The 19,700-nt window shown below is 64.2% G+C and carries 14 protein-coding genes; 12 read left to right on the plus strand and 2 right to left on the minus strand.

What is annotated here, in order from left to right:
* The first annotated feature begins 71 nt into the window (after positions 1–71).
* The 4 genes from HV773_RS16860 (at position 72) to HV773_RS16875 (ending at position 7,225) form a co-directional block, all read left to right on the plus strand.
* A complete protein-coding gene (locus HV773_RS16860; RefSeq protein WP_175195694.1) occupies positions 72–2,282 on the plus strand; it encodes an NHL repeat-containing protein in 2,211 nt (736 codons plus the stop codon).
* A 53-nt stretch (positions 2,283–2,335) separates the two neighbouring features.
* Entirely contained in the window at positions 2,336–3,802 is a 1,467-nt protein-coding gene (locus tag HV773_RS16865; RefSeq protein ID WP_175195696.1) for a flippase, read from the plus strand.
* Complete coding sequence (locus HV773_RS16870) at positions 3,799–6,417, plus strand: glycosyltransferase family 4 protein (protein WP_175195698.1); 2,619 nt, start codon at positions 3,799–3,801, stop codon at positions 6,415–6,417. The genes HV773_RS16865 and HV773_RS16870 overlap by 4 nt, the downstream gene beginning before the upstream one ends.
* A gap of 196 nt (positions 6,418–6,613) precedes the next feature.
* Positions 6,614–7,225, plus strand: a complete 612-nt coding sequence (locus HV773_RS16875; RefSeq protein ID WP_377730181.1) for a LysE family translocator — start codon at positions 6,614–6,616, stop codon at positions 7,223–7,225.
* Positions 7,226–7,258: 33 nt separating this feature from the next.
* Here HV773_RS16875 and HV773_RS16880 read toward each other — a convergent pair whose 3' ends face one another.
* Positions 7,259–8,419, minus strand: a complete 1,161-nt coding sequence (locus HV773_RS16880) for an acyltransferase family protein (RefSeq protein WP_175195700.1) — start codon at positions 8,417–8,419, stop codon at positions 7,259–7,261.
* A 241-nt stretch (positions 8,420–8,660) separates the two neighbouring features.
* Between HV773_RS16880 and HV773_RS16885 the strand changes: the two genes are divergently transcribed.
* From HV773_RS16885 to HV773_RS16905, 5 genes are all read left to right on the plus strand, one after another.
* Entirely contained in the window at positions 8,661–8,804 is a 144-nt protein-coding gene (locus HV773_RS16885; RefSeq protein WP_165976468.1) for a hypothetical protein, read from the plus strand.
* Between the two features lie 326 nt (positions 8,805–9,130).
* A complete protein-coding gene (gene galU, locus HV773_RS16890) occupies positions 9,131–10,021 on the plus strand; it encodes a UTP--glucose-1-phosphate uridylyltransferase GalU (protein WP_175195703.1) in 891 nt (296 codons plus the stop codon).
* A 193-nt stretch (positions 10,022–10,214) separates the two neighbouring features.
* Entirely contained in the window at positions 10,215–11,411 is a 1,197-nt protein-coding gene (locus HV773_RS16895; protein ID WP_175195705.1) for an NnrS family protein, read from the plus strand.
* 249 nt (positions 11,412–11,660) lie between these two features.
* Entirely contained in the window at positions 11,661–13,307 is a 1,647-nt protein-coding gene (locus HV773_RS16900; protein WP_175195707.1) for a S53 family peptidase, read from the plus strand.
* 29 nt (positions 13,308–13,336) lie between these two features.
* Positions 13,337–15,016, plus strand: a complete 1,680-nt coding sequence (locus tag HV773_RS16905; RefSeq protein WP_175195709.1) for a S10 family peptidase — start codon at positions 13,337–13,339, stop codon at positions 15,014–15,016.
* A 30-nt stretch (positions 15,017–15,046) separates the two neighbouring features.
* Here the strand turns inward: HV773_RS16905 and HV773_RS16910 are convergent, their stop codons facing one another.
* Entirely contained in the window at positions 15,047–15,571 is a 525-nt protein-coding gene (locus HV773_RS16910; protein ID WP_175195711.1) for a nucleoside 2-deoxyribosyltransferase, read from the minus strand.
* A 267-nt stretch (positions 15,572–15,838) separates the two neighbouring features.
* Here HV773_RS16910 and HV773_RS16915 point away from each other — a divergent pair, with 267 nt between their 5' ends.
* From HV773_RS16915 to HV773_RS16925, 3 genes are all read left to right on the plus strand, one after another.
* Positions 15,839–17,146: an MFS transporter gene (locus HV773_RS16915; RefSeq protein ID WP_175195713.1), complete on the plus strand. Its 1,308-nt coding sequence runs from the start codon at positions 15,839–15,841 to the stop codon at positions 17,144–17,146.
* An 86-nt stretch (positions 17,147–17,232) separates the two neighbouring features.
* Positions 17,233–18,174: a transporter substrate-binding domain-containing protein gene (locus HV773_RS16920; RefSeq protein WP_175195714.1), complete on the plus strand. Its 942-nt coding sequence runs from the start codon at positions 17,233–17,235 to the stop codon at positions 18,172–18,174.
* A gap of 191 nt (positions 18,175–18,365) precedes the next feature.
* Positions 18,366–19,607: an NAD(P)/FAD-dependent oxidoreductase gene (locus HV773_RS16925; protein WP_175195716.1), complete on the plus strand. Its 1,242-nt coding sequence runs from the start codon at positions 18,366–18,368 to the stop codon at positions 19,605–19,607.
* Positions 19,608–19,700: the final 93 nt, after the last annotated feature.

The raw sequence follows: 19,700 nt of genomic DNA on the forward strand, positions 1-19,700 counted from the left end.
GTACGGCATGATCCAGTCGGATTCACCCGACCGGAGGAATTGCTTTGCCGTTTCCGATTCCCGACCGCCGTATGCGCAGGACGCTGGCGCTCGCAGCACTCAGTGCGTTCGTTTGCACCTCTTCGGTACAGACCCTCGCCGCGCCGCAACTCAATGTAACGACATCGTGGATCGGCAACACGTTTGGCAATGGCCAAGGGACGTGGACGCAGATCAACATCACCGCCATCGCCGTGACGCCGGAGGGCAAGGTCTACACCGACGCCCCCTGGGACGAGAGCGGCGCTGAAATCAGCGCGTATCAGGACGGCAAGATGCTGGGCTTTGCCGGCGGCACCCATGGTTGGGGCGGATACGGCGGCAACGCCGTGGCCGTGAATAGCCGCTTTCTGTACGCGGCCGTGGCGGTGGGCAATGAACGCGGGCATCTGATCGGACCAGGTATCTGGCCCGAAAAGGGGCGCCAGTGGTTCGGCGTCACGCGCCGTCCGATCGATGAACCGAAGCGCGCGGCGGCCTTCCAGCCTTCGCCGGATCCGACCAATCCGCACGCGCAACTCGCGGGCGCATTCCTCAAGATCGCTGACCTGCCGGCTGTTTCGCATCCCGATCTGGGCGCGCCTGCCGATGTAGGCGGACTCGCGGCCACCGATTCGCTGCTTTACGTGAGCCACACCACGGCGAATCGCATCGAGGTGTACGACGCGAACGCCATGCAGCGCAAGTCGCAATTCGACGTGCACGAGCCGGGCAAGATCGCGATTGCGGGCGACGGCTCGCTGTGGGTGATCACGGGCAGCGTGACCGATTCGAAGCCGCGCATCGCGCACTATTCCGCCGAGGGCAAGTTGCTCTCGAACACGATCGAGCTGCCCGCCGATTCGGTGCCCGTGGACGTGGCCGTGGATCCTTCGCAGCGCGTTCTGGTGGCGGACAATGGCCCGCGCCAGCAGATCCTCATCTACTCGCGTGAGGGCGGTGGCTACAAGCAGAGCGGCACGCTCGGCGAGCGCGGCGGCATTTTCTCGGGCCCGTCGAACGTTGTGGGCCGGCCGGGGCCGGGCCGTTTCAACGGTCTGACCGGCGTGGGCACGGATGCGAAGGGCAACATCTACGTGTCGACCAACGGTATCGGCCCGCGCCACGGCACCATCGGCGCGGGGTTGGGCGCGACGCTCGAAAGCTATACGCCTGCCGGCAAGCGCCTCTGGAACGTGGAAGGACTGCTGTTCGTGGACGGCGCATGGGTGGACCCTTCGCGGCCCAACAGCGTTTATACCGGCAACAAGCGCTTCGAACTCGATCTGTCGAAGCCGCCGGGGCAGGACTGGAAATACGTAGGGTTCCTGTCTAATCGCTTCAAGTATCCGCAGGACCCGGTGTTTAACGGCGACATGTGGCCGGGCTTGCCCACCGCACGCGAGTTGAACGGTCACACGTTCCTCTATCTCACCGACATGTATGCGGATCACCTGAAGATCTACCGCTTCGATCCGCAGCGTGACGGCGAGACCGCGATTCCATCGGGCTTCATCGCGGGGCGCGCGCGGCCCGTGCAAAAAGTGCCGAATGCACCGCCGGGCGGCGACTGGATCTGGCGCGACGCCAACGGCAACGGTGCGTTCGACGCCAACGAATTCACCCGCTATCCGGGTCCCGGTCACCTGGCCGGCGGCTGGGGCTGGTGGATCGATACGCGCGGCGACATCTGGCGCGCGCGCGACAACAAGGGCATCACGCGCTTCCGCTTTGGCGGCATCGACGCGAAGGGCAACCCGATCTACTCGTACGACAAGGCTGATCAGTACCCGATGCCCGCGCCGTTTACCGAGGTGCATCGCGCGATCTACGACCCGAAGACCGACTCGCTCTACGTGGCGGGCTACACCGCCGACGCGCCGCACGATCCGGGCTTCGTGAAGGAAGCGGGCCGCGTGCTGGTGCGCTACGACAAGTGGTCGAGCGGCAACCCGCAGCAGGCCTGGCTGCTGCATCTGCCCTGGGACCCCAAGGCCAAGCCGCCGGTCACGCCGGCGGGCGTCACCGTGGAAGGGCAGTACGTATTCATGGTTGAGCCCGCGGGCAACGTCCACGTTTTCGACAAGGACAGCGCGAAGGAGATCGGGACCTTCGGTCCAGGCCCGGAAGTCGGCAATACCTCGGGCTGGGTGGACGTGCCCTTCGGCATTACCGCGAACCGTCAGCCCAATGGCGAATACCTGATCTTCGTTGAAGAAGACGCGCGCGGCAAAGTGATGATGTACCGCTGGAAGCCGGCCTGAGGGTCGCCCGCGGACTGAGCATTGCAAGCCGCGCCGCACGCTACGGAATACATATGGATAAGGGAATACTGCGCAACGTCGCGATCAATTTGTTTGGCCTCGTGCTGCCGACCTTCGTGTCGCTGGTCACGGTGCCGCCGTACATCAAGATGCTCGGCGTCGACCGCTACGGCGTGATCGCGCTCGTGTGGACGCTGATCGGCTATTTCAGCGTGCTCGATCTGGGCATGAGCATGGCCGCGCAGAACCAGATTTCGAAGGCCTATGCATCGAAGGACGCCGAAGCCTGCGAGCGCGTGTTCTGGAGCGCGTTCTGGCTCAACTTCATCACCGGCGCGGTGGGCGGGCTCTTGATCTACTCGGGCGGCGCGCTCTATACCGCGTACTTCACGCACGTGACGCCCGAGCTGCGCCACGAGGTCTATCTCGCGCTGCCGTGGCTCGCGGTGGCGATTCCCATCGCGAATGTCTCGTGGGTGTTCGCGGGCGCGATCAACGGCGCGGAACGCTTTGGCATCTACAACACGAACCAGACGCTGGGCACGTTCCTGTTCCAGCTGCTGCCGCTCGGCGCGGCATGGGCGATTGCGCCGAACCTGCAAACCGTGATTGCCGCCGCCGTGCTGGCGCGCCTGCTGGCGGGCCTGCTGCTCGGGCGCGCCGCGCTGCGCGTGCTCGGCATCAAGCACGTGCGCGGGCCGCGCTTCGACACCTCGAAGGCGCTGTTCAATTTCGGCGGCTGGATGCTGGTTTCCAGCCTCACGATGACGGTTGCCGATTCGCTCGACCGCATGATGCTGGGCGCGGGCATGGGCGCGCGTTTCGTCACCTATTACACGGTGCCGCAGAACCTCGTGACGCGCCTGAACCTGGTGCCCAACGCGCTCGGGCGCACGCTGTTTCCGCGTCTTTCCGCGCTGCACCGCGAGCATGCCGATGAAATCGCGGCGCAGTCGCTGCAGTTTCTCAACGCGGTTTTCACGCCGGTCGCGATTGGCGCGATCGTGGTGCTCGAGCCCTTCCTGCGCGTGTGGGTGGGCCCCGTTATCGCCGGGCATGGCGCGCCGGTCGGCCGCTTCCTGATCGTCGCCGTCTGGCTGATCGGGCAGGCGGGCGTCACGCGCATCCTGATCCAGTCGCAGAACAATCCGGCCGCCGCCGCGCGCGTGGGTCTTGTCGAACTGCCGCTTTACGCCGGCCTGCTGTGGCTGGGCATTTCGCGTTTCGGCCTGCCCGGCGCCGCTGCGGCGGTGCTGTTCCGCGCGCTCTTCGATTACGTCGTGTTGCTGTGGCTCTCGCGTATTCACAGCCGCACGATCGTAGTCGACATGTTCGCACACCTGAGCTTTCTGGCCGCCGCGCTCGCGATTGCGTGGTGGCTGCCCGACGCGATCTATGCGATCGGCGCGGGCGTCGTGCTGGCGCTGGCCAACTGCGTGTGGTCGGTGGCGACCACGCCGCTGCTGCGCGGCTACGCCCGCTCTCTCCTGTTTCGTCTGAACCTACGGAAAAGCGCATGAGTCACGAATTGATCGACGAAGTGGCGCCGTCCGAAAGCGCTGCCGCGCCCGTTCAACGGCGCAATACCCACACCGATATCCACGCCGATGTCCACGCCGATGTCCACGCCGATGTCCACGCCGATGTCCACGCCGATGTCCGCAGCGAATCCACGGCCACCGCGCCGCGGCCGCCGTACGAAGCGAGCTCCGTGCGTCACGTGCATCCGACGCGTGCCGCGAACCGCAAGCCGCGCGTGGCCATCGTGCACGACTGGCTCGTTACCTACGCGGGCGCAGAGCGCGTGCTCGAGCAGATCATCGATTGCTTCCCCGACGCGGACCTGTTCTCGGTGGTCGATTTCGTCGAGGAAAAGGACCGCAAGTTCCTGCGCGGCAAGCGCGCGACCACCTCGTTCATTCAGCGCCTGCCGAAGGCGCGCACGAAGTACCGCGCGTATCTGCCATTCATGCCGCTCGCGATCGAGCAGCTCGACGTTTCGGGCTACGACGTGGTCATTTCGAGCTCGCATGCGGTGGCCAAGGGCGTGCTGACCGGCCCCGACCAGTTTCACATCAGCTACGTGCATTCGCCGATCCGCTACGCGTGGGATCTCCAGCACCAGTATCTGCAGGAGTCGCAACTCACGCGCGGGCCGAAGTCGATGCTCGCGCGCCTGATTCTTCACTACATCCGCAACTGGGACGTGCGCACGGCCAATTCGGTCGATCAGTTCGTGGCGAACTCGTCGTTCATCGCGCGGCGCATTCACAAGGTGTATCAGCGCGAGGCCGAGGTGGTGTATCCGCCCGTCGACGTCGATTCGTTCGAACTCGAGACGAGCAAGGAAGATTTTTATCTGACCGCTTCGCGGCTCGTGCCGTACAAGAAGATCGACCTCATCGTGGAGGCGTTCTCGCGCATGCCGGGCAAGCGCCTCGTGGTGATCGGCGACGGTCCCGACATGCAGAAGGTGCGTGCGAAAGCCGGCCCGAATGTCGAGGTGATGGGCTATCAGCCGTTCTCGGTGCTGCACGATCGCATGCGCCGCGCGAAGGCATTTGTATTCGCGGCTGAAGAGGACTTCGGCATCTCGGTCGTGGAAGCGCAGGCGTGCGGCACACCCGTGATCGCCTACGGCAAGGGCGGGGCGCTCGAAACCGTGCGCGATTCGGGTCCGCACCCCACGGGGCTGTTCTTCGAGGAGCAGCGCGCCGAGTCCATCATCGCGGCGGTCGAGTCGTTCGAGCGCGATCCGAAGCGCTTTCGCGCCGAGGATTGCCGCGCCAATGCCGAGCAGTTTTCCGCGACGCATTTCCGCGAGCAATTCTTCGCGCGTGTGGCGCGGGCCGTGCCGGCTATCGCCGAGGTCGGGCTGCCGCGCGCTCGCGCGCCGAAAGTTTCCGATACGCACGGGACGTCCAGTGCGGGCGGTGACGATGACGAAGGCGGACACCCCGCGACCCAAAACGCGCCCCGTGTGCTGGCGATCGACCAGAGCGGCGTGCTGGGCGGCGCGGAGCTTTCGCTGCTGGAAGTGGTGAAGGGGCTGCGGGCGCGCATCGAAGTGCTGCTGTTCAACGACGGGCCGTTTCGCGAAGCGCTGGACGCCGCGGGCGCGCGCGTGGACGTGCTCGATTCGGGCGCGCTGCGCAACGTGCGCCGCGATGGCGGCGCGGTGCCGAAACTTGGCGTGCTGGCGGGCATTGCCGCGCTGGTGCGCGAGACGCGTCGCCGCGCGCGTGGCGCCGACGTGCTCTACGCAAACACGCAGCGCGCGATGGTGATCGGCGTGCTGGCAGGCAAGCTCGCGCGCAAGCCGGTGGTCTGGCATCTGCGCGATATCGTGAGCGACGAGCATTTCGGGCGCGTGCAGCGCGCCGTCATCAAGGGCTGCGCGAAACTCGGCCTCGCGCATGTGATCGCGAACTCGCACGCTTCGGCGCAGGTGTTTTCGGAACTCACGAACTTCGACTCGCGGCGCATCGACGTCGTGCACAACGGCGTGGACGAGTCGCCGTTCCGCGCGCTCGCGCGCGTGCCGCAGGCGCAGTTGCGCGCCCAGATCGGTCTGCCGGAGGACGCGTTTCTGGTGGGCGCGTTCAGCCGGCTCGCCCGCTGGAAGGGGCAGCACGTGCTGCTCGAGGCGCTGCTGCTCGAGCCGCGCGCGCATGCCGTGTTCGTCGGCGCGCCGTTGTTCGGCGAAGACGCCTACGCGCAGGAATTGCGCGAATTCGTGGCCGCGCGCGGGCTTGCGGACCGTGTCCATTTTCTCGGCTTCCGGCACGACATCGCGGCCTGCATGCGCGCGATGGACGTGATCGCGCATACCTCGATCACGCCGGAGCCGTTTGGGCGCGTGGTGGTGGAAGGCATGCTCGCGCAGCGGCCCGTGGTGGCTTCGCGCGACGGTGGCGTGAAGGAGATCGTCGAGCATGGCAAGAGCGGCTTGCTCTGTACGCCGGGCGACGCGCAGGAGCTTGCGCGCACCATTTCCGCTCTGTGCGATGACGAAACATTGCGCGAACGGCTCGCGGAAAATGGGCTTGCTGTGGCGCGTGAGCGCTTTGGCAAGGAGCAGTACGTGGAAGCGGTTGGGCGCGTGCTGGATGGAGTGGTAATGCGCGCGCGATAGGGCTTCGCGAAAGAGGTGCAGGGCCGTTGAAGCACGACGGCGAGGGCGGGGCCATGCAAGTGGCCCCGCTTTTTCTTGATGGGGGCGTCGCGGATTTCAGGGAGACCGATTGCGATCAGGCTGCGGTCGCCCTGGAAGGCCGGTCGACGGGGCGCTCAAGATCGTCGACAATTGCGTTTTCATTCGGCGGCTCATCATGGACTACATTTCGACATTGCTTACGCTTGCCGGGGTGCTACTGCTGAGCGTGGCCAGTCCAGGTCCTAACTTTGTGATCGTGACATCCAGCGCTGCGGTATCACGGCGTGCCGGCATGGCGACCGGGATCGGGCTTGCTGCGGCCTCGGGCACGTGGGCATTGATCGCTATCACCGGGCTCCGCCTTGTTTTCTCGCACACCACCTGGATCGAGGCGGCGCTGCGATTTGCGGGTGCGGTCTATCTGATCTGGCTCGGCATCAAAATGATTCGGACCGCGCGCCAACCGTTACCCGATCAGGACAGGTCCACCACTTCAGATTGGAGCGCCGCGAAAAAGGGCTATCTGGTGAGCATGACAAACCCGAAATCCGTTGCGTTCTACGGGAGTGTGTTTGCGCTGCTGGTACCCGCGCACGCGCCCACATGGCTGGGCGTAGCGGTGGTAGGCCTTGCGGTTGGCATCTCCTGCGGCTGGTACTGCGCCATGGCCCTGCTCGCGTCCCACCCCGCCATCAGGCTGACACTGATTCGCCGCAAAGCGGTGCTCGACTCCACGGCCGGCGTGGTGTTGGTGGCGCTTGGCAGCCGCATGCTCGTCACGCGCTAAGCGTCGTATCCGAAGGCACACTTCCTCCGCCCCTCACGCCGCCCGCTTGCGCAACCGCGCAGCAACATTAAGCGCCGGCAACTCAAAGAGCCGATAAAACACCCACGCAATGGGCAGCACGGCGAGCGTGAAGCCGAACGAAGCCCAGATCGAGGTCTGCAGGGTCGAACGGAACAGCAGCGAGCCGAGCAGCACGAACAGCGGCAGGTGGATCAGGTAGAGCGAATAGCTGAACGCGCCGAGCTTCGAAAACGCCTGCATGATCACGCCGCCGGTAGCGGGCGGCCGCGCGAGCGCCTTCACGAGATAGCACGCGAAAGAGCAGGCCCAGAGCTGAAATGCGCCGTACTGCCCGAAGTGAAACGCCACGCAACCGGCCACCGCGAAAAGCGCCGAGGCCACATAGGCGAAGCGAAAACCCTCCGAGCCACGCAGACGCGCTTCGGCAATCCACGCGCCGAGCATCCACGAGAACCAGTACGACGTGAAGAGAACGATGTCGTGCCGTGCGAGCGTGAGCGCGGAAACCACGTTGATGGCGGCAATGCCGAGGAGCACCGTATTGAACCCGACGCGGCGCCGCACGGCGAAAAGCAGCGGATAGAGCAGATAAAACTGCACTTCGAGCGAGAGCGTCCAGAGCGCGCCGTTCGAGCCGTAGGTCGGGCCCGCCACGCCTTGCAGCGAGAACAGATTGACGAGGAACGCGCGCGGCCCGATATCGAGAATCTTGTGGCTCACGGGCGTCATCGTGAGGCTGAACGAATCGGCCACGAAGGTGAGCACGAGCGCGGCAAGCAGCACCGGATAGATCCGCACGAGGCGGCGCAGCCAGAATTGTCCGGCGTCGAGCCGGAAATCGGGGTTTTTCAGCAGACGCGCCGCGCCGCTACGGTGAATGCAATAGCCGCTGATGACGAAAAAGATCGGCACGCCGGCCGATCCCCATGCGACGGGAAATGTGAGCCACGCGGCAATCGTACCGGGGTTCGCGAGGCTCGCGTGGATCTGGTGGAAGGCGCCCATGCCGATCCAGGTGACCTGGCGGCAATGGAAATACGCAACCAGCAGGGCGGCGAAGCCGCGCAGCGCGTCGATCAGGTGATCGCTTGCGATGCTGGCCGCTGCGGGCCGCGCGGCGGCGGGCATGGCGGTTGCTCGGGGCAGGACGGTTTCGAGTGCGGGATCGCTCATTGGGGGGGCGTGCGTGATGATGGGAGGCTACCCGGCGATCATAGGAGTCTCGCGCGAGGAAATTATGCGAAAGTTTTTCAAAAAGTATTCAGGGCAATTATTTGCAATAGCGGGCGATGGCGTAAAAAATCCGTAATTTCGCCGAAATCGAAAAATAAAATCTTGTAACGCGAAAGCGATTTATTTGTGTGATTTGAAATGCTAATTTGATGGGGATCGCCTTAGGTCGATGGAGATTTCGATGAACCTGCATTTGCTGGCCGGCATTGCCGTGCTGTTGATTCTCGTCGCGGTGTCGGCGTATCGCGAGGCGCTTCGCAATGAGCCTATCCGGCGTTCGCGCACGCAAACGGGCGGCTTGCCGCCCGCCGACGAAGTCGAGTAGACTGCGCGGCCATGCAATATCTGAATTGCGTCGCCATATAGCGCCACGATTGCAAGTCAGCTTGAAACCTGCTTGCTTGCCATTTGGAAATAATGGGAAACCGGATCAGGAAATTCATGCCGATTATCCGGGGCGCATGGCAATCAATCAGGCAATAATTTCCGCTGGTCTGCTTGACCTTCACAATCGGAATTTCGTCCAATTTTTTTCGTGCTGGACGGACCCGACCCTTTTGAAAATAAAAACTACCCCATAGACCCCTCGGGGACGCCGGCTTGCCTTGCTGCGAGACCGTTACTCAAACGATCGAAGTGGGAATGAACATCATGCTCAAAGTTACCAAAGCGGTATTTCCTGTTGCGGGTCTCGGTACGCGCTTCTTGCCTGCCACCAAGGCCAGCCCCAAGGAGATGCTGCCGATCGTCGACAAGCCGCTCATTCAATACGCGGTGGAAGAGGCGATTGCTGCGGGAATCACCGAAATGATTTTCGTGACCGGCCGCAGCAAGCGCGCGATCGAAGATCATTTCGACAAGTCGTACGAGATCGAAGCCGAGCTCGAAGCGCGCAACAAGCAGAAGCTGCTCGATCTGGTGCGCAGCATCAAGCCGGCCAACGTGGACTGCTTCTACGTGCGCCAGGCTGAAGCGCTGGGCCTCGGCCACGCGGTCATGTGCGCCGAAAAGCTCGTGGGCGGCCAGCCGTTCGCCGTGATTCTCGCCGACGACTTGCTTTATAGCCCCAAGCCGGTCATGAGGCAGCTTGTGGACACCTTCAACCACTATCACAGCTCGATCGTGGGCGTGGAATCGATCGCGCGCGAAAACAGCGCCTCGTATGGCATCGTCGATGGCCGCGAGTGGGAAGAAGACGTGTTCAAGCTTTCGGGCATCGTGGAAAAGCCCGCGCCGGAAGTCGCGCCGTCGAATCTCGGCGTGGTTGGCCGCTATGTGCTGATGCCGACGATCTTCAATCACCTGCGTGCACTCAAGCCGGGCGCGGGCGGCGAGCTTCAGCTCACCGATGCGCTGCAATCGCTCCTCACGGAAGAGCAGGTGCTCGCGTATCGCTACATGGGCACGCGTTTCGATTGCGGCAGCAAGATCGGCTATCTGAAGGCCACCGTTGAATTCGCGCTGCGCCACCCCGAGGTGAAGGACGAGTTCGAGGCCTATTTGCAGAATCATCTGCCGCTGGCACTGGCCGCGGCCGCCTGAACCCTGCCTGGCTTGACGTTAGCTATCCTTAGAAAAAGCACGCTGTGCGCCGAGGCGCACAGCGTGCTTTTTTCGCATGTTTGCGCGGGTTAGCACGCTTTCCGGTCCCGCTGCGAGGAAATGCCGCATCACCACGGGAGTGCCGGCGCATATAAGATGCAATTAAAATACATCTTTGTGCCGGAGAGCGAACATGAATCTGTACCAGATCGGAGAGCCGCCGGCGCGTGCGCCGCGTGGCTTCGCATTGTGGGCGCTCGGCTTTCGCCCGTTTTACCTGGGCGGCGCGCTCTTCGGCAGTGCGGCCATGCTGGCCTGGCTGGCGGAGCTCGGCGGGCATCCGCTGCCGAATCTACATCCGTATTTGCCGGGCATGCTCTGGCATGTCCATGAAATGATCTTCGGTTTCGCCGCCGCAATCGTGGCCGGTTTTCTGCTGACCGCGGTACGCGCATGGACGGCCATTACGCCAGCGCAGGGCAAGTCGCTCGCGGCGTTGTGGCTGTTGTGGCTCGCCGGGCGCTTGGCGGTGGGGTATGCGCCGCCGGTGGTTGCCACGGTTGTCGATGTGGCGTTTTTGCCGGTTTGCGCGCTGGTGTTGCTGCGCGTGCTCGTGCATGCGAAGAACCGCCACAACATCTTTCTGCCCGTTGCGTTGGGGTTGCTTGCGCTGACCAACCTGGCCTTTCATCTGGCTGCAATCCTGGAGCGTCCCGACTGGGCCCTGCATAGCGCGTATATCGCGGTCGGATTGCTGGTGATGTTCGTCACGATCATCGGCGGGCGCATCATTCCGTCTTTTACCGTGAACGCCGTTCCTGGTTATGCCTTCCGGCGCTGGCGTTTTGTCGAAGCAGCCGTGCTGCCGTTGACCGCGCTTGCGTTCGTGCTCGACGGCTTCGGCGCGCCGGGGCCCGCGATTGCAGTCGCCGCCGCACTCGCCGCGTGTGCGCAAGGCGTGCGCATCTTTGGCTGGCGTTCGTGGCGCGTCGGCAATCGTCCCATTCTTGCCATCCTGCACATCGCCTATGCGTGGATACCGCTCGGCTTTGCGATGCTCGCGCTCGCGGCGCTGGGTCTCGTCGGGCATTCGCTGGCGATTCATGCGTTCACGGTGGGCGCGGTCGGCTGCGCCATCGTGGCGATGATCACGCGCACCGCGCGCGGCCATACCGGCCGGCCGCTGAAAACGGGACGCGCCGAGCACATTTGTTACGGCTTGCTCGTGCTTGCCGCGATCTTGCGCGTGCTGGTTCCCGCGCTGTGGCCGCAGCAGATGCTGGTGGCTATCGAAATTTCAGGTGTTTGCTGGATCGCTGCGTTTGCCGTGTATTGCGGACGCTACGCAGGCTGGCTCTGGAGTCCGCGTCTTGATGGTAAGGAAGGCTAAGGAAGTTCGCTTGAACGAGAATAGACTGATCATGGCGCGCCTATCCCGAGCGATGGGCATGGGCACGCGGCATGCTGGGCGAAACGCTTTCACATGCGCGCCGCATGTGCGTGCGACTCTCCCCGGAGGATGCGTGATGCATCGGTAACCCCGGCATGGGCGTTGGCGATGCGCGCGGCGCGTGGAACTCGCATAATCGATTGCGTGTCCGAACGCGAACGATTACGTGTTCATCGAGGAGATCCACCCATGACCAGGCATCCCGTATCAGATTCCGGCGCAGGCAATGAACATCCGGTGCCCACCGGCGCGCAATGCGTTGGTGCTTGCGATCCCACGGAACATTTCAACGTCGTCGTGATCGTGCGCCGCCAGTCCGAGCGCGCCTTTCGCGAACTGGTCGAACGGATCGCGGCGGGTGCGCCCGGCGCGCAGCCGATTTCCCGCGAGCAATACGAGCAGCGCTTCAGCGCCGATGCCGCCGACGTCGCGCGCGTGGAGGCATTCGCGAAGACGCATGGGCTCGCGGTCGTGAAGGCCGATCGCGATACGCGCCGTGTCGTGCTGTCCGGGACCGTGCAGCAGTACAACGCGGCGTTCGGCGTGGACTTGCAGCGCTTCGAGCATCAGGTCGGCGCGCTCAAGCAGCACTTTCGCCAGCCCACCGGCCCCGTGCATCTTCCCGATGACCTGCATGAGGTGGTCACGGCCGTTGTCGGTCTCGACAGCCGCGCCAAGGTGCAGCCGCATTTCCGCATTGAATCCCAAACGCCCGCGACGACTCCCGCGAAAACCGCGCAACCGGCCGACGGCGCGGTGCATGCGCCGATCCGCGCCGCGCGCGCGGTGAGCCGCTCGTTCACGCCGCTGCAACTCGCCGAGCTTTACGATTTTCCGGCCGGCGACGGCAAGGGCCAATGCATCGCGCTGATCGAAATGGGCGGCGGCTATGCGCAATCCGACCTCGACGCGTATTTCAGCGCGCTGGGCTTGACGCCGCCGCGCGTGGAAGCCGTGTCGGTGGATCAGGCGACCAACGCGCCGAGCGGCGACCCCAATGGACCCGATGCCGAGGTCACGCTCGACGTGGAGATTGCCGGCGCGCTCGCACCCGGGGCGCTGATTGCCGTCTACTTCGCGCCGAACAGCGAAGCCGGTTTCGTCGATGCTGTGAGCGCGGCCTTGCACGACAGCCAGCGCAAGGCCTCGGTCATTTCGATTAGTTGGGGCGCGCCTGAATCGGTCTGGTCGCAGCAGACGCTGGGCGCGCTCAACGACGCATTGCAAACGGCCGTGGCGCTGGGCGTGACGGTGTGCTGTGCGTCGGGCGACAGCGGCTCTTCGGACGGCGTGGCCGATGGCGCGGACCACGTCGACTTTCCCGCGTCCAGCCCCTATGCGCTCGGTTGCGGCGGCACGCAGCTCACTGCCGCGAACGGTCAGATCACGCGTGAGACGGTATGGAGCAGTGGCTCGAATGGCGCGACCGGCGGCGGCGTGAGCGCGACCTTCGCGCTGCCGGCGTGGCAGAAGGGCTTGACGGTCGCGCGCGCCAGCGGGACGGCACTCGCGCTCGCGCAACGCGGCGTGCCCGACGTGGCCGCCGACGCAGACCCCGCCACCGGCTACGAGGTGCATATCGGCGGGATGGACACCGTGGTCGGCGGCACGAGCGCCGTCGCGCCGCTCTGGGCCGCGCTGATCGCGCGCATCAACGCGGGTAGTGGCAAGGCTGCAGGCTTCATCAACGCGAAGCTTTACGCGCAGCCTGGCGCGTTCAACGACATTACGAGCGGCAGCAACGGCGACTACTCGGCACGGCCCGGCTGGGACGCATGCACGGGGCTGGGCACGCCTGTGGGCATCCGGGTGGCGGCTGCGCTCGGCTCGGCGTAGCATCGACGTTCCACGGGCAAGGAGACGATATGAACGACAAGACTCAGTCCAACGGCGGTAAAAGCAAGCCGGCTGCGAGCGGCAAAAAAAGCAAAAGCGGCAATGGCAAGCACCGCAGCCCGAACGACCAGCCGTGCTTCGATCCCACTGCCTATGGCAACGGTCCCGACGACTTCGTGACCGACATGACCGAGAACGCCGCGATCACGCATCATGCGATCCAGATCGGCGGCGCGGCGATTGCCTATACCGCAACCGCGGGCCATCTCGTCACGGTCGACCCGAGCAGTTCGCAGCCCAACGCGAAGATCTTCTACGTGGCGTTCACGAAGGACGGCGTGCAGGCGCAGGACCGCGCCGTCACGTTCTTCTACAACGGCGGACCGGGTTCTTCCTCGGTGTTCGTGCTGCTCGGCTCGTTCGCGCCCAAGCGCATCAAGACCTCGATGCCGGGCTTTACGCCGCCCGCGCCGTACACGCTCGAAGACAACCCGGACAGCCTGCTCGACAAGAGCGACCTGGTGTTCATCAATCCGGTGGGCACGGGCTATTCGGCGGCCATCGCGCCGCATCACAACCGCGACTTCTGGGGCGTGGACCAGGACGCCGAGTCGCTCAAGCAGTTCATCAAGCGCTACCTGAGCGCGAACGACCGCTGGAATTCCCCGAAGTTTCTTTTCGGAGAGTCGTATGGCACGGCGCGCAGCTGCGTGCTCGCGTATCGCCTTCACGAAGACGGCGTGGACCTGAATGGCATCACTTTGCAGTCTTCCATCCTGGACTACACGCAAAGCGGCAATCCGGTGGGCGCGCTGCCCACCGCGGCGGCCGACGCCTGGTACCACAAGCGATTGAGCGTGAAGCCCGCGCCCAAGGACCTGCAGACGTTCGTGGCCCAGGTCGCGCAGTTCTCACGCACGGACTACCGCGTGGCGCTGGAAAAATTCCCCGATCCGAAAAACTCGGCGATTCCCGCCGCGCTCAAGAAACTTTCGCAATTCACGGGCATCGACACGCAGACGCTCGAAGCGTGGAATCTCGACATCGCCGCCTACGACAGCCGGGGCAACTCGCTGTTTCTCACCACGCTGCTCAAGGACAAGGGCGTGGCGCTCGGCTCGTACGACGGCCGCGTGAGCGCGATCGACACGGGCATTGCCGGCAACATCGACCCGAATGCGGGCGGCAACGACCCCACCATGACGGCGGTGAGCGGCGTGTACACGGCCATGTGGAACAGCTATCTGAACGAGACGCTCAAGTTCCGCACCAACTCGTCGTTCACGGACCTCAACGACCAGGCGTTCAAGAACTGGGACTTCAGCCACATCGACCCGACGGGTGCGCAAAAGGGCGTCGACGCGCAGGGCAATATCGTGCTCTACACGGCCGGCGATCTGGCCGCGGTGATGGCGCTGAATCCGGATTTGCGCGTGCTGTCGGCGAACGGCTTTTACGATTTCGTCACGCCGTTCTACCAGACCGTGATCGATCTGCAAATGATGCCGCTCGTGGACCAGAAGGTGCGCAACAACCTGAGCGCACGCTTTTATCCCTCGGGACACATGGTGTATCTCGACGGCGCTTCACGCACGGCGCTCAAGGCCGATCTTGCGAAGCTCTACCAGAGCGCGGCGGCAGACCGGCCGGCGATCGCCCGCATTCGTGCGTTGCAGCACGTAAAGACGATGGGCACGATGCACCACTGACGGGCGATGCAGGGGGCAGGGCCAGCGTGGCTAGTCCACGCGCCCTCGCGCCATGGCAGTGAGGCACGCGCGCGCATCGCCCTGCACGATGCGCGCCGCGCACGCGATCATGAGGTTTTTCGACAGGCCGAAATCCTCTACGAGAAAACCGCGCTCGCAGAGTCGGCCCTGTGCGCCCGGTTGCGAAGGCACACGCTCGATCAGTGTGCGGGTGTCGGCCGTGTAGGCCCAGATTTCCTTGCCCAATGCGGCGGCAAAGCCAATCTCGAATGCGGTGCCCGAGTCGGGCTCGCCCGGGCCGCGAAAATCGTTGACATTGGCCATCACGATGTCCGCGCTGCGGATCGCGTCGATATTGGCGCGGTAAATCCACGCGGCCTGGCGCGGACCGTCGAGATTCTCGGGCACTTGAACGTCGAGCGGATAAAGCCCTTCGAAGCCGAATTCGCTGCACGTGGCGACGAGATGGGCGCCGTGCGCGAGTGCGTCAGGGCGAAACACGTCGAAGCCGGCGAGATAGACGCGCGGGCGACGAGGCGAGGCGGCATGAGACATGGCTCCTCCATGCAATGTGTCCGATACGAAACTCGATTGACGATTCTAGCCAGGTGCCGGGCTAGACTGCAGATTCGAGATGCTTACACAAAGTTGACAGTGCCGATTGCGCGCCGCTACGATTATGCGCCTTGCGTGTGTTGCGTGGCGTGAGGCGTGACCGATAAGTTTCGAACCGGAAACGCTGGGTATAAGACCCGATTTTCGGCCGGTGCCGCTTGAAAGAGTTTGAGCCGCCCGCGCACACCACCCGACGAAGTGGAGACCATGAATACGATTACCAGCGGCCTTGCGAGCGCCGAACGACAAAATATCGAAGCACGGGCCTATGCGAAAGCCACCCTGCGCTTGCTGCCCTTTCTTTTTCTTTGCTACGTTGCCGCCTATCTGGACCGCGTAAACGTTGGCTTCGCCAAGCTGCAAATGCTGAGCGACCTGCAATTCAGCGAGACGGTTTACGGTCTTGGCGCGGGCATCTTTTTTATCGGCTATTTCTTCTTCGAAGTCCCAAGCAATATTCTTATGCACCGCGTGGGCGCGCGCAGGTGGATCGCGCGCATCATGCTCACGTGGGCGGTCATCTCGGCGGCCTCGCTGCTAGTGAAGACGCCCACCCAGTTCTACGTCGTGCGTTTCCTGCTGGGCGTGGCCGAAGCCGGCTTCTTTCCCGGCATCGTGCTCTATCTCACCTACTGGTTTCCCGCCGCGCGGCGCGGCCGCATGAACGCGCTCTTCATGATCGGCATTCCGGTTGCCGGCGTGTTCGGCGGCCCGCTTTCCGGGTGGATCCTCGCGGCCTTCGACGGCAAGGGCGGCTGGGCGAGCTGGCAATGGCTGTTCTTCATCGAGGCACTGCCTTCGCTCGTGCTGGGCGTAATCACGCTGTTCTATTTGCCCAACAGCATTCGCGCGGCGAAATGGCTGTCCAACGAAGAGCGCGCCGTGCTCGAGGAAAACATCGAGCACGATCAGGCCGGCAAGGGCCATGCGTCGATTGCCTCGGTGTTCGGCAATGGCCGCGTGTGGCTCATGTCCATCATTTATTTCTGCTGCATGATGGGCCTCTACGGCATCAGCTTCTATCTGCCCACGCTCATTAAGGCGAGCGGCGTGAAGGACGCGCTCGACGTGGGCCTGCTTACCGCCATTCCCTACGCCTGCGCCGTGGCCAGCATGCTGCTGGTGGCCAAAAGCGCGGACCGTCACGGCGAACGCCGCTGGCATTTCGCGATCGCCTCGCTTGCCTCCGCGCTCGGGCTTTACTTCAGCACGGTGTTCGGCCACAACGTGCCGCTCGCGATGCTTGCGCTGTCGGTTGGCGCCGCCGGCATGCTCGCGACCATGCCGGTCTTCTGGACCTGGCCGAGCGCGATCCTCGCAGGCGGCTCGGCTGCGGCGGCCATCGGCATGATCAATTCGATCGGCAACCTGGCGGGCTTCGTGAGCCCGACGATCATCGGCTGGATGAAGGACGTCACGCATAGCACCAACGCGGGCATGTACTGCGTGGTGGCGGCGATGATCCTCGGCGCGGCGCTCTCGCTGTTGCAGCCGAAAGAGATCGTCAACGGCTGAACCTGCGCATGCGCCGTGCATTGCGCTTGACTTCGCTTATCATCGAAACCGCATCGGAACGAGCATCGGGCAGGGGAGAGCGAGTCATGAACCGGTTCAAGCGTGGCGCGCAGCGGTGGGGTTGGGTGTGGCGCATCGGCCTGGTCAGCGCCGCAACGCTCGCGCTGCCGTTGTTGCTGGCGCAAGCGGCGCACGCCCAGGTGGCGCAACCCACGCTCGAAAAGATCCAGGCCGCGAACGCGATGGCGATCGGCTATCGCGAGACCTCCGTGCCGTTCTCGTATGTGGATGCGAACGGCAACGTGACCGGTTTTTCGCAGGACATCTGCAATCGTGTCATCGATGCCGTGAAGGCGAAAACGCATCGCCCGAAACTGGCAGTGCGCTTCGTTCCCGTGACTTCGCAGAACCGCATTCCGCTCGTGCAGAACGGCACCGTCGATCTCGAGTGCGGCGTCACCACCAATCTCCAGGCACGCCATAGCCAGGTGACGTTTTCCGATACGTTCTTCGTGGCCACCACGCGGCTGTTGACGCGCAAGGATTCCGGCATTCACGATTTTCCGGACCTCGCGGGCAAGACCGTGCTCACCAATCAGGGCACGACGTCCGAGCGCATCCTGCGTCGCATGAATCTCGAGAAGCATATGAACATGCAGGTGATCAGCGCGAAGGATTACCGGCAGGGGCGCGCGATACTCGAGTCGGGCCGCGCGGTTGCGTACATGATGGACGACGTGCTGCTCGCGGGCACGAGATCGTTGACCGAGCATCCATCGGACTGGGTGATTGTAGGCACGCCGCAATCCAGGGAAGCCTATGCATTCATGCTGCGCAACGGCGATCCGGCTTTCCAGCAGCTCGTGAACGACACGATGAGCGCCCTCATGAAAAGCGGCGAGATCGATGCGCTCTACACCAAGTGGTTCAACGAGCCGGTGCCGCCCAAAGGCGTGAACTTCGGTTTTCCGATGAGCGACACGCTGCGCGCGCTGTACGCGGCGCCGAACGATCGCGCGCTCGATTGACGCGTTGCTGCCGCACGGGCTTGCCGTTTGCGCGACAGACGCGAACAGGGGCTTTGCCGCTCGCCGCGCGGACGTGAGATGATTCCGGTCCCGGCGCGCAGGCCGCGTGCGGCGGCAAGCCCAGATTGGCAAGGCGCCGTGCTCAATGACCATGGCCCATGCGCGCGGCGAATCAATGAACGGGAGCGGACATGCAGGAAGCAGGCAATACGGTAGTGATCGTCGGGGCAGGGCATGCGGGTGGCAACGCGGCCGCGCTGCTGCGGCAGTATGGTTTCGAGGGGCGCATCGTACTGGTGGGCGAAGAACCGGTGCCGCCGTATCATCGGCCGCCGCTGAGCAAGACCTACCTGAAGGGCGAGCAGGAACTCGAGCGGCTCTGGCTCAAGCCGCGCCAGTTTTACGACGATCAGCGCATCGAGCTGAAGCTCGGCGCGAGCGCCCAGTCGCTCGATTGCGCGAACCACACGCTCGCACTCAGTGACGGCACCACGCTGCACTACAGCAAACTCATTCTTGCGACCGGCTCGACGCCGCGCGCGCTGCCGTTGCCGGGGCACGAGCTCACGGGCGTCATGGCGCTGCGCTCGCTCGCCGACGCCGACGTGCTGCGCGAGCGCGTGAAGCCCGGCGAGCGGCTCGTGGTGATCGGCGCGGGCTATATCGGCCTGGAGGCCGCCGCCGCAGCGCGCCAGCTGGGACACGAGGTGACCGTGCTGGAGGCCGCGCCGCGCGTGCTGGGACGCGTGACCGGCGAGACCGTTTCCACGTTCTATGAGAACGAACATCGTGCGCAAGGCGTCGATCTGCGCCTGAACGCGAAGATCGAGGCGTTCGTGGGCGAGCAGGGCAAGCTCACGGGCGTGAAGCTCGCAGACGGTGAGATCGTGCCGGCCACGCTCGCGCTGATCGGCATCGGCATTACGCCGAATGTCGCGCTCGCGCAGGCGGCGGGCATTGCGTGCGTCAACGGCATTCAGGTCGATGAGGACGCGCGCACCTCCGACGCCGACGTGTTCGCCATTGGCGACTGCGCGAGCCGGCCGCTTGCGCACTACAGCCGCACGGGGCGTCTCGAGAGCGTGCACAACGCCGTCGAGCAGGCGAAGCTCGCCGCCTCGGCCATCGTCGGCAAGGCCCGGCCCGCGTGCGATGCGCCGTGGTTCTGGTCCGATCAGTACGACCTCAAGCTGCAAACCGTGGGCCTGATCGAAGGCTATGACGAGACGGTCGTGCGCGGCGACCCGGCTGCGCGCCGCTTCGCGGTCTACTACCTGAAAAACGGCGCGCTGTTGGCGGTCGATGCGGTGAGCTCGATGCCGGATTTCCTGTTCGGCAAGAAGCTCGTGGGCTCGGGCAAGTCGCTCGACGTGGACGCGCTGCGCGATCCGGCCACGGACCTCGGCAAGTTCGCGGCGGCGGCGCTGGCATAACCGCTGGCATTGCGCCTCGGCAGAAATGCCAATGTCGTAACATGTTGCTTCGGGCCGGCCCACAGAGCCGGCCCGCACAGTGTTTCCTATCGG

The organism is Paraburkholderia caffeinitolerans (assembly GCF_902859945.1).
Taxonomy (GTDB): domain Bacteria; phylum Pseudomonadota; class Gammaproteobacteria; order Burkholderiales; family Burkholderiaceae; genus Paraburkholderia; species Paraburkholderia caffeinitolerans.

Excerpts from the sequence above, each read along its gene's own strand:
- HV773_RS16920 (WP_175195714.1), top strand. The coding sequence starts at position 17,233 with ATGAACCGGTTCAAGCGTGGCGCGCAGCGGTGGGGTTGGGTGTGGCGC.
- HV773_RS16860 (WP_175195694.1), top strand. The coding sequence starts at position 72 with ATGCGCAGGACGCTGGCGCTCGCAGCACTCAGTGCGTTCGTTTGCACC.
- HV773_RS16870 (WP_175195698.1), top strand. The coding sequence starts at position 3,799 with ATGAGTCACGAATTGATCGACGAAGTGGCGCCGTCCGAAAGCGCTGCC.
- HV773_RS16910 (WP_175195711.1), bottom strand. The coding sequence starts at position 15,571 with ATGTCTCATGCCGCCTCGCCTCGTCGCCCGCGCGTCTATCTCGCCGGC.
- HV773_RS16865 (WP_175195696.1), top strand. The coding sequence starts at position 2,336 with ATGGATAAGGGAATACTGCGCAACGTCGCGATCAATTTGTTTGGCCTC.
- HV773_RS16875 (WP_377730181.1), top strand. The coding sequence starts at position 6,614 with ATGGACTACATTTCGACATTGCTTACGCTTGCCGGGGTGCTACTGCTG.
- HV773_RS16915 (WP_175195713.1), top strand. The coding sequence starts at position 15,839 with ATGAATACGATTACCAGCGGCCTTGCGAGCGCCGAACGACAAAATATC.
- galU (WP_175195703.1), top strand. The coding sequence starts at position 9,131 with ATGCTCAAAGTTACCAAAGCGGTATTTCCTGTTGCGGGTCTCGGTACG.
- HV773_RS16905 (WP_175195709.1), top strand. The coding sequence starts at position 13,337 with ATGAACGACAAGACTCAGTCCAACGGCGGTAAAAGCAAGCCGGCTGCG.
- HV773_RS16880 (WP_175195700.1), bottom strand. The coding sequence starts at position 8,419 with ATGAGCGATCCCGCACTCGAAACCGTCCTGCCCCGAGCAACCGCCATG.
- HV773_RS16885 (WP_165976468.1), top strand. The coding sequence starts at position 8,661 with ATGAACCTGCATTTGCTGGCCGGCATTGCCGTGCTGTTGATTCTCGTC.
- HV773_RS16900 (WP_175195707.1), top strand. The coding sequence starts at position 11,661 with ATGACCAGGCATCCCGTATCAGATTCCGGCGCAGGCAATGAACATCCG.
- HV773_RS16895 (WP_175195705.1), top strand. The coding sequence starts at position 10,215 with ATGAATCTGTACCAGATCGGAGAGCCGCCGGCGCGTGCGCCGCGTGGC.
- HV773_RS16925 (WP_175195716.1), top strand. The coding sequence starts at position 18,366 with ATGCAGGAAGCAGGCAATACGGTAGTGATCGTCGGGGCAGGGCATGCG.